Origin of the sequence: Pigmentiphaga sp. NML080357, assembly GCF_002188465.1 — a bacterium.
Classification (GTDB): Bacteria; Pseudomonadota; Gammaproteobacteria; order Burkholderiales; family Burkholderiaceae_B; genus Pigmentiphaga.
On sequence record NZ_NINW01000025.1, the window covers coordinates 64,789 to 80,593 of the forward strand.

Genomic DNA, 15,805 nt, shown 5'->3' on the forward strand with positions numbered 1-15,805 from the left:
GGTTCACGCAACCTGAGTCGGAGTGCTCATGCCCTACTCGTTCACCGAAAAGAAGCGCATCCGCAAGAGCTTCGCCAAGCGCGAGGACGTGCAAACCGTTCCCTTCCTGTTGGCGACTCAGCTCGAGTCCTATCGTACCTTCCTGCAGTCGGACACGCCCCCCCTGCAGCGCAAGGACGAGGGCCTGCAAGCCGCATTCACCTCGATTTTTCCCATTGTCAGCCATAACCAGATGGCGCGACTGGAGTTCGTCAGCTACGTGCTGGGCGAACCCGCCTTCGACGTGCGCGAGTGCCAGCAACGCGGCCTGACCTTCGCGTCGCCCCTGCGCGCCAAGGTGCGCCTGGTCCTGCTCGACCGCGAGGCCAGCAAGCCTACCGTCAAGGAGGTGAAGGAACAGGAAGTCTACATGGGCGAGATCCCGCTCATGACGTCCACCGGATCCTTCGTCATCAACGGCACCGAGCGGGTCATCGTGTCGCAGCTGCACCGCTCGCCCGGCGTGTTCTTCGAGCACGACCGCGGCAAGACCCACAGCTCCGGCAAGCTCCTGTTCTCGGCCCGCGTGATTCCCTACCGCGGCTCGTGGCTGGACTTCGAGTTCGATCCGAAGGACATCCTGTTCTTCCGCGTCGACCGCCGCCGCAAGATGCCCGTCACCATCCTGCTCAAGGCCATCGGCATGACGCCGGAGACCATCCTGGCGCACTTCTTCTCGTTCGACAGCTTCGAGCTGCAGGGCGAGGGCGCGCTGATGGAATTCGTGCCCGACCGCTGGAAGGGCGAAGTCGCGCGCTTCGACATCAACGACAAGTCCGGCAACGTCATCGTCGCCAAGGACAAGCGCATCAACGCCAAGCACATCCGTGACCTGGTCGCGGCCGAAACCAAGCGGATCTCGGTTCCCGAGGACTTCCTGCTGGGCCGTTCGCTCGCCCGCAACGTGGTCGACCCCGAGACCGGCGAGATCGTGGCGCACGCCAACGACGAGCTGACCGAATCGGTGCTGGGCAAGCTGCGCGAGCACAACGTGCGCGAGATCCAGACGCTCTACACGAACGACCTGGACCAGGGCCCGTACATCTCGCAGACGCTGCGCGTGGACGAGACCACGGACCAGACCGCCGCCCGCGTGGCGATCTACCGCATGATGCGCCCGGGCGAGCCGCCCACCGAGGAAGCGGTCGAAGCGCTGTTCCAGCGCCTGTTCTTCAGCGAGGAAACCTACGACCTGTCGCGCGTGGGCCGCATGAAGGTCAACAGCCGCCTGGGTCGCGGCGCCGACATCACCGGCGGCATGACGCTGACCAACGAGGACATCCTCGACACCATCAAGGTGCTGGTCGAGCTGCGCAACGGCCGTGGCGAGATCGACGACATCGACCACCTGGGCAACCGCCGCGTGCGCTGCGTGGGCGAACTGGCCGAGAACCAGTTCCGCGCCGGCCTCGTGCGCGTCGAGCGCGCCGTCAAGGAGCGCCTGGGCCAGGCCGAGGCCGAAAACCTGATGCCGCATGACCTGATCAACTCCAAGCCGATCTCGGCCGCCATCAAGGAGTTCTTCGGTTCGAGCCAGCTGTCGCAGTTCATGGACCAGACCAACCCGCTGTCCGAGATCACGCACAAGCGCCGCGTCTCGGCCCTGGGGCCCGGCGGCCTGACGCGCGAACGCGCCGGCTTCGAGGTGCGCGACGTGCACCCGACGCACTACGGCCGCGTGTGCCCGATCGAGACACCCGAAGGTCCGAACATCGGCCTGATCAACTCGATGGCCCTGTACGCCCGCCTGAACGAGTACGGCTTCCTCGAGACGCCGTACCGCAAGGTCGTGGACGGCAAGGTCAGCGACCAGATCGAGTACCTGTCGGCCATCGAGGAAAGCCGCTACGTGATCGCGCAGGCCAACGCCACGCTCGACAAGGAAGGCCATTTCGTGGACGACCTGGTGGCTTGCCGCCAGGCCGGCGAGACCATGCTGACCGCGGCCGAGAACGTCCACTACATGGACGTGGCGCCGTCGCAGATCGTGTCGGTGGCCGCCTCGCTCATCCCGTTCCTGGAGCATGACGACGCGAACCGCGCGTTGATGGGCTCGAACATGCAGCGCCAGGCCGTGCCCTGCCTGCGTCCCGAGAAGCCCGTGGTCGGCACCGGCATCGAGCGCACCGTCGCGGTCGACTCCGGCACCACCGTGCAGGCGCTGCGCGGCGGCCTGGTCGACTACGTCGACGCCGAGCGTATCGTGATCCGCGTCAACGACGAGGAGAACGTCGCCGGCGAAGTGGGCGTCGACATCTACAACCTGATCAAGTACACCCGTTCCAACCAGAACACCAACATCAACCAGCGTCCGATCGTGCGCCGCGGCGACGTCATCGCCAAGGGCGACGTGCTGGCCGATGGCGCTTCCAGCGACCTGGGCGAGCTCGCCCTGGGCCAGAACATGCTGGTGGCGTTCATGCCCTGGAACGGCTACAACTTCGAGGACTCGATCCTGATGTCGGAGCGCGTGGTGGCCAACGACCGCTACACCTCCATCCACATCGAGGAACTGACGGTCGTCGCCCGCGACACCAAGCTGGGTTCCGAAGAAATCACGCGCGACATCAGCAACCTCTCGGAAGGCCAGCTGAACCGCCTGGACGAATCCGGCATCGTCTACATCGGCGCCGAGGTCGAGGCGGGCGACGTGCTGGTGGGCAAGGTCACGCCCAAGGGCGAGACCCAGCTCACTCCGGAAGAGAAGCTGCTGCGCGCCATCTTCGGCGAAAAAGCCTCCGACGTGAAGGACACCTCGCTGCGCGTGCCCTCGGGCATGGTCGGCACCGTCATCGACGTGCAGGTGTTCACGCGCGAAGGCATCGTGCGCGACAAGCGCGCCCAGTCGATCATCGACGACGAGCTCAAGCGCTACCGCCAGGACCTGAACGACCAGCTGCGTATCGTGGAAAACGATACCTTCGACCGTATCGAGAAGATGCTGATCGGCAAGGTCGTCAACGGCGGCCCGCGCAAGCTGGCCAAGGGTGCGGCGATCGCCAAGTCCTACCTGGCCGAGCTGGACCGCTGGCAGTGGTTCGACATCCGCCTGGCCGACGAAGGCGCGGCCACCGCGCTCGAGCAGGCCAAGGAGTCGATCGAGCAGAAGCGCCACCAGTTCGACCTGGCCTTCGAGGAAAAGCGCAAGAAGCTGACGCAGGGCGACGAGCTGCCTCCGGGCGTGCTGAAGATGGTCAAGGTCTACCTGGCCGTCAAGCGCCGCCTGCAGCCCGGCGACAAGATGGCCGGCCGCCACGGCAACAAGGGCGTCGTGTCCAAGATCACCCCGGTGGAAGACATGCCGCACATGGCCGACGGCACGCCCGTCGACATCGTGCTGAACCCGCTGGGCGTGCCGTCGCGGATGAACGTCGGCCAGGTGCTGGAAGTGCACCTGGGCTGGGCCGCCAAGGGCCTGGGCCAGCGCATCAACGAGATGCTGGCCGACGCCCGCAAGGTCGAGGTCGCCAAGATCCGCGACTTCCTCGGCAAGATCTACAACAAGACCGGTACGGCCGCACGCCTGGAAGAGCTGGACGACGAAGCCATCATCGAGCTGGCACAGAACCTGCGCAACGGCGTCCCGTTCGCCACGCCGGTGTTCGATGGCGCCTCGGAAGAGGACATCCGCGCCATGCTCGACCTGGCCTATCCGGACGAGCTGGCCGAGAAGCTCAAGCTGACCAACTCCAAGACCCAGGCCTATCTGTACGACGGCCGCACGGGCGAGATGTTCGAGCGCCCCGTCACGGTGGGCTACATGCACATGCTGAAGCTGCACCACCTGGTCGACGACAAGATGCACGCCCGCTCGACCGGCCCGTACTCGCTCGTCACCCAGCAGCCGCTGGGAGGCAAGGCGCAGTTCGGCGGCCAGCGCTTCGGGGAAATGGAAGTGTGGGCGCTGGAAGCCTACGGCGCATCGTATGTGCTGCAAGAAATGCTGACCGTGAAGTCCGACGACGTGAACGGCCGTACCAAGGTGTACGAGAACATCGTCAAGGGCGATCACGTGATCGACGCCGGCATGCCCGAGTCGTTCAACGTGCTGGTCAAGGAAATCCGGTCGCTCGGGATCGACATGGATCTCGAGCGTAACTGATAGGAGTCGCCATGAAAGCGCTGCTGGATCTGTTCAAGCAAGTCACGCAAGAAGAACAGTTCGACGCCATTCGCATTGGCATCGCGTCGCCGGAGAAGATCCGGTCGTGGTCGTTCGGGGAAGTCAAGAAGCCCGAGACGATCAACTATCGCACGTTCAAGCCCGAACGCGACGGGCTGTTCTGCGCCAAGATTTTCGGTCCGATCAAGGACTACGAGTGCCTGTGCGGCAAGTACAAGCGCCTCAAGCACCGCGGCGTGATCTGCGAGAAGTGCGGCGTGGAAGTCACGCTGGCCAAGGTTCGCCGTGAGCGCATGGGCCACATCGAGCTGGCCAGCCCGGTCGCTCACATCTGGTTCCTGAAGTCGCTGCCGTCGCGCCTGGGCATGGTGCTCGACATGACGCTACGCGACATCGAGCGCGTGCTCTACTTCGAAGCCTATTGCGTCATCGACCCCGGCATGACGCCGCTCAAGCGCGGCCAGATCATGTCGGAAGACGACTTCCTGGCGAAGACGGAAGAGTACGGCGACGATTTCCGCGCCGTGATGGGCGCCGAGGCCGTGCGCGAACTGCTGCGCACGATCGACATCAACCGCGAGATCGAGACGCTGCGCGCCGACCTCCAGGCCACCAGCTCGGATGCCAAGATCAAGAAGATTTCCAAGCGCCTGAAGGTGCTGGAAGGCTTCCAGAAGTCCGGCATCAAGCCCGACTGGATGATCCTGGAAGTGCTGCCCGTGCTGCCGCCCGAGTTGCGCCCGCTGGTGCCGCTGGACGGCGGCCGCTTCGCCACGTCCGACCTGAACGACCTGTACCGCCGGGTCATCAACCGCAACAACCGCCTGAAGCGCCTGCTCGAACTCAAGGCCCCCGAAATCATCGTGCGCAACGAAAAGCGCATGCTGCAGGAAGCCGTCGACTCGCTGCTGGACAACGGCCGCCGCGGCAAGGCCATGACCGGCGCCAACAAGCGTCCGCTCAAGTCGCTGGCCGACATGATCAAGGGCAAGAGCGGCCGCTTCCGCCAGAACCTGCTGGGCAAGCGCGTCGACTACTCGGGCCGTTCGGTGATCGTGGTGGGCCCCCAGCTCAAGCTGCACCAGTGCGGCCTGCCCAAGCTGATGGCGCTCGAGCTGTTCAAGCCCTTCATCTTCAACCGCCTGGAAATGATGGGCCTGGCCACGACCATCAAGGCGGCCAAGAAGCTGGTGGAAACGCAGGAACCGGTGGTGTGGGACATCCTCGAAGAGGTGATCCGCGAGCACCCGGTCATGCTGAACCGCGCCCCGACGCTGCACCGCCTGGGTATCCAGGCGTTCGAGCCGGTGCTGATCGAAGGCAAGGCCATCCAGCTGCACCCGCTGGTCTGCGCGGCGTTCAACGCCGACTTCGACGGCGACCAGATGGCCGTCCACGTCCCGCTGTCGCTGGAAGCCCAGCTGGAAGCCCGCACGCTGATGCTGGCGTCCAACAACGTCCTGTTCCCCGCGAACGGCGAGCCCTCGATCGTCCCCTCGCAGGACATCGTGCTGGGCCTGTATTACGCCACCCGCGAACGCGTGAACGGCAAGGGCGAAGGCCTGCACTTCATGGACGTGGCCGAAGTCGTGCGCGCCTACGAGAACAAGGCGGTCGAGCTGCAGTCGCGCATCACGGTGCGCCTGAACGAGTACGAGCGTGACGAGAACGGCGAATACCAGCCCGTGCTGCGCCGTTTCGAAACCACGGTCGGCCGCGCGATCCTGTCCGAGATCCTGCCCAAGGGCCTGCCTTTCGCGGTGCTGAACAAGCCGCTGAAGAAAAAGGAAATCTCGCGCCTGATCAACCAGTCGTTCCGCCGCTGCGGCCTGCGCGACACGGTGATCTTCGCCGACCAGCTGATGCAGTCGGGCTTCCGCCTGGCCACGCGCGGCGGTATCTCGATCTGCATGGACGACATGCTGATCCCGTCCGCCAAGGAAGGCATCCTGGCCGAGGCCAGCAAAGAGGTCAAGGAAATCGACAAGCAGTACTCGTCGGGCCTGGTGACCTCGCAGGAGCGCTACAACAACGTGGTGGACATCTGGGGCAAGGCCGGCGACCGCGTGGGCAAGGCGATGATGGAACAGCTCTCGACCGAGCCCGTCGTCGACCGCCACGGCAACGCCACCCGCCAGGAGTCGTTCAACTCGATCTACATGATGGCCGACTCCGGCGCCCGCGGCTCCGCGGCCCAGATCCGCCAGCTGGCCGGCATGCGGGGCCTGATGGCCAAGCCCGACGGCTCCATCATCGAGACGCCCATCACCGCGAATTTCCGCGAAGGCCTGAACGTACTGCAGTACTTCATCTCGACCCACGGCGCGCGTAAGGGCCTGGCCGACACGGCGCTGAAGACCGCGAACTCCGGCTACCTGACCCGCCGCCTGGTGGACGTGACGCAGGACCTCGTCATCACCGAGGAAGATTGCGGCACGACCTTCGGCTTTGCGATGAAGGCGCTGGTGGAAGGCGGTGAAGTCATCGAGCCGCTGCGCGACCGTATCCTCGGACGCACCGCGGCCGCGGACGTGGTCGATCCCGACACGCAGGAAACCGTGTTCGAGGCCGGCACGCTGCTGGACGAAGACGCGGTCGACGTGATCGAGCGCCTGGGCATCGACGAGGTCAAGGTCCGTTCGGCCCTGACCTGCGAAACCCGCCATGGCCTGTGCGCCGCGTGCTACGGCCGCGACCTTGGCCGCGGTTCGCTGGTCAACGTGGGCGAGGCGGTCGGCGTGATCGCCGCCCAGTCCATCGGTGAACCCGGTACCCAGCTGACGATGCGTACCTTCCACATCGGTGGCGCGGCTTCGCGTGCGGCGCTGGCCTCGGGCGTGGAAACCAAGTCCAACGGCACGGTGCGCTTCACCAGCGCCATGCGCTACGTGACCAACGCCAAGGGCGAGCAGGTCGCCATCTCGCGTTCGGGCGAAATCCTGATCGTCGACGACAACGGCCGCGAGCGCGAGCGCCACAAGGTGCCGTACGGCGCCATCCTGCTCCATGGCGACGGCACGGCCGTCAAGGCCGGCGCGCAGCTGGCGACGTGGGATCCGCTGACCCGCCCGATCATCACCGAGCACGGCGGCACGATCAAGTTCGAGAACGTCGAGGAAGGCGTCACGGTGGCTCGCCAGCTGGACGAAGTCACCGGCCTGTCGACCCTGGTCGCGATCACGCCCAAGACGCGCAGCAGCAGCAAGCAGACCGTGCGTCCGCAGGTCAAGCTGCTCGACGCCAACGGCGAGGAAGTCAAGATTGCCGGCACCGATCACTCGGTAAGCATCTCCTTCCCGGTCGGCGCCCTCATCACCGTCCGCGACGGCCAGCAGGTCGGCGTGGGCGAGGTGCTGGCGCGGATCCCGCAGGAGTCGCAGAAGACTCGCGACATTACCGGCGGTCTGCCCCGCGTGGCCGAGCTGTTCGAAGCCCGTTCGCCCAAGGATGCCGGCATGCTGGCCGACGTCACCGGCACGGTCTCGTTCGGCAAGGACACCAAGGGCAAGCAGCGCCTGGTCATCACCGACCTGGACGGCGTCAGCCACGAGTTCCTGATTCCCAAGGAAAAGCAGGTGCTGGTGCACGACGGCCAGGTGGTGAACAAGGGCGAAATGATCGTGGACGGCCCGGCCGATCCGCACGACATCCTGCGCCTGCAGGGCATCGAGCGGCTGGCGACCTACATCGTCGACGAAGTGCAGGACGTCTACCGTCTGCAGGGCGTGAAGATCAACGACAAGCACATCGAAGTGATCGTCCGCCAGATGCTGCGCCGCGTGAACATCGTCGATCCGGGCGATACGCCGTTCATCCCGGGCGAGCAGGTCGAGCGCGCCGAAATGCTCAACGAGAACGACCGCGTCAACGCCGACAACCGCCGTCCCGCCACGTACGAGAACGTGCTGCTGGGCATCACGAAGGCCTCGCTGTCGACCGACTCGTTCATCTCGGCCGCTTCGTTCCAGGAAACCACGCGTGTCCTGACCGAAGCCGCCATCATGGGCAAGCGCGACGACCTGCGCGGGCTGAAGGAAAACGTCATCGTGGGTCGCCTGATCCCCGCGGGTACCGGCATGGCCTACCACGCCGCCCGCAAGGAGAAGGAAGCCCAGGAGGCCGCCGAGCGCGAAGTGGTGTTTGCCGATGTGGGCAACACGTTCGACGAGAGCGAGATCTTCAAGACGCCCGCCGAAAGCGTCACCTCGACGCCGTCGGGAGACGAGCCCGAAGGCGGCAGCCAGGAGTAAGCGGCGTGCGGCGTGGGCCCTCGGGACCTCGCCTGGCCGGAGTGTTGAAGGCCTGGGTCCGGCATCGCGCCGGACCCAGGCCTTTTTTCTTTTGCCGCCTCATGGCGGCAGGTGGGCTTTCCTGCCCCCGTGCGGCGGCTTCCGCTCAGGTCTTCCAGCCGCCTTCGTGGGAGGCGGCCGCTTCGTCCAGCAGCGCCGGGCCGATGCATTCGATGGCCGTCGGCGAGGCGTCGAACACGTCGCGGCACGACAGTTCCGCATCGCGCTGGTCCAGTCGTTCACCGCGAAAAACGCGCAACCGCACTGCATCGATGCCGAACACCACGCGCCGGATGTTGGACCAGTAGATCGCGCCCGCGCACATCACGCAGGGTTCGCCCGAGGCGTAGATCGTCGCGCCGGCCAGTTCGTCCCGCGAATGGCGGGGGCTGGCGATGCGGATGGCTTCGGTTTCGGCATGCGCGGTGCAATCCCCTGTTTCCCCGTTGCGGTTCCAGGCTTCGGCCAGCACCGTGCCATCGGCGCCGACGATCACCGAGCCGAAGGGGCGGTTGCCGCGCGACCGGGCGACGTTCGCCAGCTCGATGGCCCGGCGCAGGTGGATGCCGTCAGCCTCATCCAGCGCCTGTTCGGCGGGCAACGCGGGTGTCATGCCGGCACCTTGCGCTGCTGGGCGGGCGGCAGCAGGCTGTCATCGAAGATCTGGCCGATCGACGGCTTGGCCGGCAGGCCGAAGACGGCGACCACTTCGTCGATCTGCCTTTGCAGCACGTCGGTCCGCACGCTGCCCAGGCCATGGGCGCGCGTCTCGTCGGTGGCGAGGTAGCGGCGCGTGATGTCCCAGCGCTCGCGTTCGACGGTAAGGTCGATGATGGCTTCGCGCGCCTTGATGGCGGCCAGAGCGGGAGCCGGGTCGGCCAGCGTCTCGGCCAGCGCCCGGTTGCTCGCGGCCAGGAAGGCCTTGATCGCCTCCGGCTTCTCGGCGATGAGGCGGCGGCTGGCCAGCACCGCGTTGCCATAGAGGCTCAGGCCCGTCCGGGCGTATTCGAGCACCGCCAGTTCCTGCCGGGGGATGCGGGCGAACAGCGAGACTGCGGAGTCGTGGAAATAGGTGGCCGCGTCCACGTCGCCGCGGACCATGACGTTGTCGCGGGTGCTGAAGTCGGTGGTGATCCACTGGAACAGGTCGGGCGCGATGCCCAGCTGGCGCGCCGCCATGGGCCAGCACCGGCGGGTCGACTCGACTGCCGCGGCGGCGACGCGCTTGCCGCGGAGGCTGGCGAAGTCGGTGGTGATGCCGCGGTCCTTGCGGCCGATGATGACGAAGGGCGCGCGGTTGTAGTACTGGTAGACGCCCTGGACCGGCGCGCCGACGTTCTGCGCGTGGAATTCCACCAGCGAGCTGATGTCGCCCAGGCCCAGGTCATAGGCGCCGCTGGCGACGCGGGTGATCGAGGCGACCGATCCCGAGCCGACGTCGATGCTCACGTCCAGCCCGGCCTCCTTGTAGTAGCCCTTGGCCAGCGCCAGGAAGAAGGGCGAGGTCTGGCTGGTGACGCGGAAGTCGAGCGTGAACTTGATCGGAGTGAGGCTGCGCGGCTGGGCGAGAACCGGGCGGGCATGTGCCCCGGCGAGGGCGGAAGCGGACAGCGTGGCGAGGAACTGGCGGCGGTTCATCTGATGGAGGTCCCGTGTCGTGGAATGGAGAATTCCCGGACATGCCTGCGGCAAGCCTGTCCGGCGCGACTCGAGCAATTTCCGGGCGCTGGCGCATGGCCGGCGCTGAACGCTTCTACTCTGCGATCGATCAAGCAAGGGGTGTGCCATCGGGAGTCGCCGGCGCGCCTTCCCCCGGGAAGGCCGGCAAGCGACGATGATCCCGGCGCGCGACGCTTCGCCGCGCCGTCCCCGTGCCGGTGTCTTCGATTGGTGCAAAAGGCCTGCCGGTGCGGCGCCCGCTGCACAAAGTTGGTGAGCGCGGCGGCGGAGCGGCACGGCACGCCAGGAGGGCACGAGCCGATGCCCCTGGATCGGTTCTTGCATGACTGCGGGCCGAAAGAGTAGAAGCGTTCAGCGCAATCGCCCGGCGCCGTCCGGTCCGATTGGCGGGTCATTGCTCTTGAAGAGGCCGCGCCGCGGGGTACGCTCCCGCGGGGCGGCCATGTCAACCTTCAAGCGCGACACGACCGCCCCGCTCGATGCCCGGTAGTGGTCGATGTCCCTTGTTCTTCGACGAGGATGTCATCATGAAAACCACGAGTGCCACGCCGTCCCTCCAGGTTCCCTCCGGCTATGGGCTGGGAGAGCTCGAAAAGGAATCCCGCATGGGGGGCATGGGGCAGGAAACCCAGCGCGAGATCCGCATCATCGACGTGGCCGATTTCGACCGCCGGCACGCCGAGATCGCCGACGAGCTCTGGCGCGCCGCGACCGAGATCGGTTTCTTCCAGGTCAAGAACCATGGCATCCCGCTGTCCGATATCGAGGCCGCGTTCGTGCGCGCCGAGCGCTTCTTCGCCCTGCCGCGCGAGACCAAGGCGCAATGGCCGCTGACCCGTAACGCCGGCTGGGAGCACAAGGCCCAGATCCGGCCGTCCACCCGTACGCCGGACCAGAAGGAGTCCTACCAGGTGACGCGTCCGCGCATGGACGGATTGTGGCCGACCGAGGACGAGCTGCCCGGCTTCAAGGAGGCCACCTTGCGGTTCGAGCGCCAGTGCTGGGAGGTCGGGATGCGGCTGCTGTCCTGCTTTGCGCTGAAGCTGGGTTTTGCGCCCGACTTCTTCACCCGCGCCCACGATCCGGCTCCCGCAACCTACCAGAGCACCTTGCGCATGCTGCACTACTTCGCCGTCGACCCCGCGCTCAAGGACGAACTGGGCCTGTGGCGCGCCGGCGCCCACACCGACTACGACTGCCTGACGCTGTTGTTCCAGCGCGCGGGCCAGGCGGGCTTGCAAGTGCTGCCGGGCAAGGACGCCGAGAGCCGCGCCTGGACACCGGTCGAGCCGGTCGAGGGGGTCATCACCTGCAATATCGGCGACATGCTGATGCGCTGGAGCGACGATGCGCTGCCGTCGAACTTCCACCGCGTGCGCAATCCGCAGCCGCACGAGTACCAGGGGGCCCGCTACAGCCTCGCGTTCTTCTGCCAGGCCAACGAGGACGTGGTGATCGAGGGGCCCGCCCGCAAGTATCCGCCGATCACCGCGGCCGAATACCTGAAGCAGCGGATCTCGGCGAATTTCTCGAACCGGTACTGAAAGGCGCGGCGCCGGGTGCCGGCGTCCGCGGGGGCCGGGTCCTGTCCTGCACAGGGCCCGGTTTTTTTCACCCGCCGCGAGCTGTGAGTTTTCCTGAAGGTCCCTAAAAATATCTCGATTGGCCGGCGCAAGGCCGGGCATGCACACTGCGCCTACAGAAGAGAAACCGCGGAGCCGGCGCGAACCGGCCCCCCCGGAGCATCCAAAGGAGCGACAGTGACCGACCTGTATTCCATCGTCCTGATGCAGACCAACCGCGTAGGCATCGACCATCGGCGCGATATCCGCAAGGCCAACCTCGACCGCATCATCGAGATATTCGGCTATGGGCCGACACGGCTCGCATTCCGCGAGTACGCGCCGCTCAAGCTGGTGGTGCTGCCGGAGGTCTTCATGCAGGGCTGGAACAACAATCCGGAACCCTATTCGAACCTGTTCACCAAGGTCGCCAAGGACATGGCGATACGGATTCCCGGAGACGAGATCGAACTCCTGGCCGAGCAGGCGCGCAAGTACAAGACCTACATCGCCGGCAGCGCGCACGAGGTGATTCCGGAGATCAGCACGGAGTTCGCGTTCAACGCCGCGTTCATCATCGACCCCAGCGGCGAGGTGATCTACAAGCGCCACAAGTACTGTCCCTACCTGCCCTACAGCGGGCGTGACGACGTAAGCCCGCACGACGTATGGGACCGCTATATCGAGGCCATGGACGGCAAGTACGGCCGCAAGAAGGGCGACGTGCTGAGCTGCATGTTCCCCGTCATCGAGACCGACATCGGCAAGTTGGGCTACCTGATCTGCAACGAGGCGTTCTACCCGGAGCATTCGCGCGCCATGGCCTTGCAGGGCTGCGAGGTCATGATCAGGTCGAGCGGCATGGCCGAGCCGGATGGGTCGCCGCCGCAAGACCTGTGGGAAGTCACCAATCGCGCCCACGCCGCGTTCAACACCATGTACGTGGCGGCCTGCGCGCCGGGCAACCTGATCGTGCGCGGCAATCCGGCCAATTCCTATCCCGGCGGCTCGATGGTGATCGATTACCACGGCGCGATCGTGCAGCACGTGAACTATCCCGGCGAGACCGTGACCGCGGCGCAGATCAGCCTCGAGGCGCTGCGCCGCCGGCGCATGGATCCGCGCCACAACTGGCTGACGCAGGTGCGCAGCGAGGCTTTCCGCCACATGTACGACAAGCCGCTGTATCCGGTCAACATGTATGCGGACCGGCTTCCCACCGACCAGGCGGACCGCTCTCGCGCGCAGCCCATCCAGCGCTTCGTCGAAGAGGGCATCTATGTCCGCCCGCGCGGCGATATCGCCTGACGGGGAGAGAAAGGGCGCACAGATGAGATTGTCGGAATTGTCATTCCGCGGCAGGACGGCCGTCGTGACGGGCGGGGGCAGCGGCATAGGCCGGGCGATCGCCCTGGGCCTGGCGCGGCTGGGCGGCAGGGTCTGCGTGGCGGACATGGACCCGGACCGGGCGGAGTCGGTCGGCGCCGAGATCCGCGCTCTCGGGGGGGAGGCGGTTGCCGTCCAGGTCGACGTCACGCGCACCGAGGCGGTCGAGCGCATGACGCGAACCGCGCGCGATGCGTTCGGCCGCATCGACGTGCTGGTCAACAACGCCGGCGGCGCAAGCGGGCCGACCTTCAGGATAGGACGCGTCTGCAAGCTGGGCGAGCGGGACTGGGACGACACCTTCGCGGCCAACGTGAAGAGCGTCTTCCTGTGCACGCGATCGGTGGCGCCGCTGATGCTCGAGCAGCGACATGGCTGCATCGTCAACATGGCGTCGCTGACAGGGCAGTTTCCCTTCCCCGGGATGCCGGCGTACTCGGCGGCCAAGGCCGCGGTCATCAGCCTGACGCGGTCGCTGGCCATGGAGCTGGCGCCGCACGTGCGGGTCAACGCGCTGGCCCCGGGCCTGATCGAGACGCCGCGCACCTCGTTGAACCGGCGGCCCGAACAACTGGAGCAATTGCTGTCCAACGTGCCGCTGGCGCGCATGGGTACCACCGACGAGGTGGCCGACATGGCGCTTTACCTGGCCTCGGACGCCGCCGCCTTCGTCAATGGAACGGTGATGGACTGCGCCGGCGGCCAGATGTGGATGACGCGGGATGGCCGGCCCGCCTTTCGAGACCTCGCCGGCGCCGGCTGACGCGCTGCGCGAACCCGTTTCATGATGGAATGGAGCCACTCATGCTGCTGTATTCGAAGGTCGCCCTCATCACCGGTGCCGCCACGGGCATCGGGCGGGCCAGTGCATTGCTTTTCGCGCGCGAGGGGGCCCGGATCGCCATTGCCGACATCAACCGGCCCGATGCCGAACGCACCGTGGCGGACATAGAAAAAGAGGGCGGCCAGGCCTGCTTCGTGGAATGCGACCTGCGCCAGACCGGACGGATCGCCGACGCCGTGGACGAGACGGTCCGCCGCTATGGCCGCCTGGACGTGTTCTTCCACAATGCCGGCGTGGCCGGGCCCGGCCTGCTCGAGCATACGACGGAAGCGCAGTACGACCAGGTCATGGACATACACCTGAAGGCAGGGTTCTTCGGCGCCAAGTACGCGCTGCCGCATTTGCGCCGCGCGGGAGGCGGGTCCATTCTCTTCACGGCATCAGGCCTGGGATTGCGGCCGTCCCGGCAGTCCCCGGCGTACTCGGCGTCGAAGGCCGGCCTGCTGATGCTGGCGCGGGCGCTGGCCGTGGCGCATGCCGAGGACGGCATCCGGGTGAACGCGATTTGTCCCGGCCCAATCGACAGCACCCCTCTCTGGCAGGGCGTGCTGGCGCGCAACCCCGACATCGTCGCCGATTCCTATGCCGAGATGAACCGGCAGGTACGGCCGATCAAGCGACTCGGGAATCCCGAGGAAATGGCGCGGGCGGCACTCTTTCTGGTGGCGCCCGAGAATTCGTACATAACCGGCGTGGCGCTGCCCGTCGATGGCGGAGGCGCGATGAGCTGACCCGGCCACCGCCGGCACGAACCGGGACGACCACCGGGGCCGGACGCATAACTACACCGTTGGAGACGATCATGAATGGCAACCGGCGATGGACAGGCGCTTGCGGCGTGCTGGCGCTTTGCGTGACGACGGCGGCTTGGGCGGCCGGCCAGGACTACCCGAACAAACCCGTGACGCTGGTGATAGGTTTCGCGCCCGGCGGCGGCAACGACGTCATGGGAAGGCTGCTTGCCGAGCACCTGCGGGCCGAACTGGGCCAGCCCGTGGTGGTCGAGAACAAGGCGGGGGCCGACGGTGCCATTGCGGCGCAGTTCGTGGCCAAGGCGGTTCCCGACGGCTACACGCTGTTGAGCGGTTCGAGCGGCATGATGGCCTACAACCCGGGCCTGAAGCCGGCACTGGCCTACGACCCGACGAAGGACTTCGTGCCGATCACGATGATCGGGTACAGCCAGTTGCTGTTCTCGGTGCCCCAGGGCCTGCCCGTCCATTCCCTGGCCGATCTCGTCAAGCTCGCCAAGTCCAAGCCGGGCCGCCTCTTCTATGCGTCGCCTTCGTCGCCGCATCAGGTGGCGTTCGAGGCTTTCAAGCAGAAGACCGGAATCGACATCCAGCAGGTGCCCTACAAGGGGTCCGGCCCGGCCATTCTCGCCGCGGTCTCGGGCGAGGTCCAGGTCCTGGTATCTTCGGTGTCGGATGCGTTGCCGCAGATCCGGGCCGGCAAGCTGCGCCCGCTGGCCGTGACGGGCAAGGAGCGCAGCGGTTTCGTCAAGGACGTTCCCACGGTGATCGAGCAAGGCGTGGATTTCGAAAGCGCATCGTGGATCGGCCTCTACGCCCCCGCCGGGACGCCCGCCGCCGTTGCCGACAGGCTGTATCGCGCCGTCTCCAAGGTGCTGGCGTCGGAGAAGTTCAAGGAGGGCTGCGTGGCGGTCGGCTACGAAATGAGCCCACTCATGCCGCCGGCCGAGTTCGCCGCCTTTCAGCGCGAGGAGCTGTCCCGCTGGACCAAGGTGATCAATGACCTGAACCTGCGGATAGGCAATTGATCCGCCGGGATCCCCTGGCCGGCCGTATCGCGGGCGCGGGGCCGGGGAAGGCGCCAGGATAGGCGATGACGCCGATTGGCTGCGGCGGCCGCTCATGGCAAT

Annotated in this window: 9 protein-coding genes; 7 read left to right on the forward strand and 2 right to left on the reverse strand. The window is 66.4% G+C overall.

The window, feature by feature from the left end; all coding sequences use genetic code 11:
* Positions 1 to 28: 28 nt before the first annotated feature.
* Both rpoB and rpoC read left to right on the forward strand, forming a co-directional pair.
* Positions 29 to 4,141, forward strand: coding sequence for a DNA-directed RNA polymerase subunit beta (gene rpoB, locus CDO44_RS09260; RefSeq protein WP_087779946.1), 4,113 nt, complete (start codon positions 29 to 31; stop codon positions 4,139 to 4,141).
* Between the two features lie 11 nt (positions 4,142 to 4,152).
* A complete protein-coding gene (gene rpoC, locus CDO44_RS09265; RefSeq protein ID WP_233146101.1) occupies positions 4,153 to 8,412 on the forward strand; it encodes a DNA-directed RNA polymerase subunit beta' in 4,260 nt (1,419 codons plus the stop codon).
* Positions 8,413 to 8,557: 145 nt separating this feature from the next.
* On the opposite strand, the gene CDO44_RS09270 is transcribed toward rpoC, so the two are convergent.
* On the reverse strand, positions 8,558 to 9,064 hold the full coding sequence (locus CDO44_RS09270) for a nucleoside deaminase (RefSeq protein WP_087779947.1): 507 nt from the start codon (positions 9,062 to 9,064) through the stop codon (positions 8,558 to 8,560).
* Positions 9,061 to 10,089, reverse strand: coding sequence for an ABC transporter substrate-binding protein (locus tag CDO44_RS09275; RefSeq protein WP_087779948.1), 1,029 nt, complete (start codon positions 10,087 to 10,089; stop codon positions 9,061 to 9,063). The genes CDO44_RS09270 and CDO44_RS09275 overlap by 4 nt, the downstream gene beginning before the upstream one ends.
* 569 nt (positions 10,090 to 10,658) lie before the next feature.
* Between CDO44_RS09275 and CDO44_RS09280 the strand changes: the two genes are divergently transcribed.
* From CDO44_RS09280 to CDO44_RS09300, 5 genes are all read left to right on the forward strand, one after another.
* Positions 10,659 to 11,675, forward strand: coding sequence for an isopenicillin N synthase family oxygenase (locus CDO44_RS09280; protein ID WP_087780107.1), 1,017 nt, complete (start codon positions 10,659 to 10,661; stop codon positions 11,673 to 11,675).
* A 216-nt stretch (positions 11,676 to 11,891) separates the two neighbouring features.
* Positions 11,892 to 13,001: a nitrilase-related carbon-nitrogen hydrolase gene (locus CDO44_RS09285; RefSeq protein ID WP_087779949.1), complete on the forward strand. Its 1,110-nt coding sequence runs from the start codon at positions 11,892 to 11,894 to the stop codon at positions 12,999 to 13,001.
* Between the two features lie 22 nt (positions 13,002 to 13,023).
* Positions 13,024 to 13,842, forward strand: coding sequence for an SDR family NAD(P)-dependent oxidoreductase (locus CDO44_RS09290; RefSeq protein ID WP_158213239.1), 819 nt, complete (start codon positions 13,024 to 13,026; stop codon positions 13,840 to 13,842).
* A gap of 41 nt (positions 13,843 to 13,883) precedes the next feature.
* The gene (locus CDO44_RS09295) at positions 13,884 to 14,654 is read left to right on the forward strand and encodes an SDR family NAD(P)-dependent oxidoreductase (RefSeq protein ID WP_158213240.1); all 771 of its coding nucleotides are present in this window, start codon (positions 13,884 to 13,886) and stop codon (positions 14,652 to 14,654) included.
* Positions 14,655 to 14,725: 71 nt separating this feature from the next.
* Positions 14,726 to 15,703 (forward strand): tripartite tricarboxylate transporter substrate binding protein, encoded by a 978-nt coding sequence (locus CDO44_RS09300; RefSeq protein WP_087779952.1) that lies wholly within the window; start codon positions 14,726 to 14,728, stop codon positions 15,701 to 15,703.
* Positions 15,704 to 15,805 lie beyond the last annotated feature (102 nt).

What these genes read in the sequence shown, in the direction of transcription:
- rpoB (WP_087779946.1), top strand. Translation starts at nt 29, where the DNA reads ATGCCCTACTCGTTCACCGAAAAGAAGCGCATCCGCAAGAGCTTCGCC.
- rpoC (WP_233146101.1), top strand. Translation starts at nt 4,153, where the DNA reads ATGAAAGCGCTGCTGGATCTGTTCAAGCAAGTCACGCAAGAAGAACAG.
- CDO44_RS09270 (WP_087779947.1), bottom strand. Translation starts at nt 9,064, where the DNA reads ATGACACCCGCGTTGCCCGCCGAACAGGCGCTGGATGAGGCTGACGGC.
- CDO44_RS09275 (WP_087779948.1), bottom strand. Translation starts at nt 10,089, where the DNA reads ATGAACCGCCGCCAGTTCCTCGCCACGCTGTCCGCTTCCGCCCTCGCC.
- CDO44_RS09280 (WP_087780107.1), top strand. Translation starts at nt 10,659, where the DNA reads ATGAAAACCACGAGTGCCACGCCGTCCCTCCAGGTTCCCTCCGGCTAT.
- CDO44_RS09290 (WP_158213239.1), top strand. Translation starts at nt 13,024, where the DNA reads ATGAGATTGTCGGAATTGTCATTCCGCGGCAGGACGGCCGTCGTGACG.
- CDO44_RS09295 (WP_158213240.1), top strand. Translation starts at nt 13,884, where the DNA reads ATGCTGCTGTATTCGAAGGTCGCCCTCATCACCGGTGCCGCCACGGGC.
- CDO44_RS09300 (WP_087779952.1), top strand. Translation starts at nt 14,726, where the DNA reads ATGAATGGCAACCGGCGATGGACAGGCGCTTGCGGCGTGCTGGCGCTT.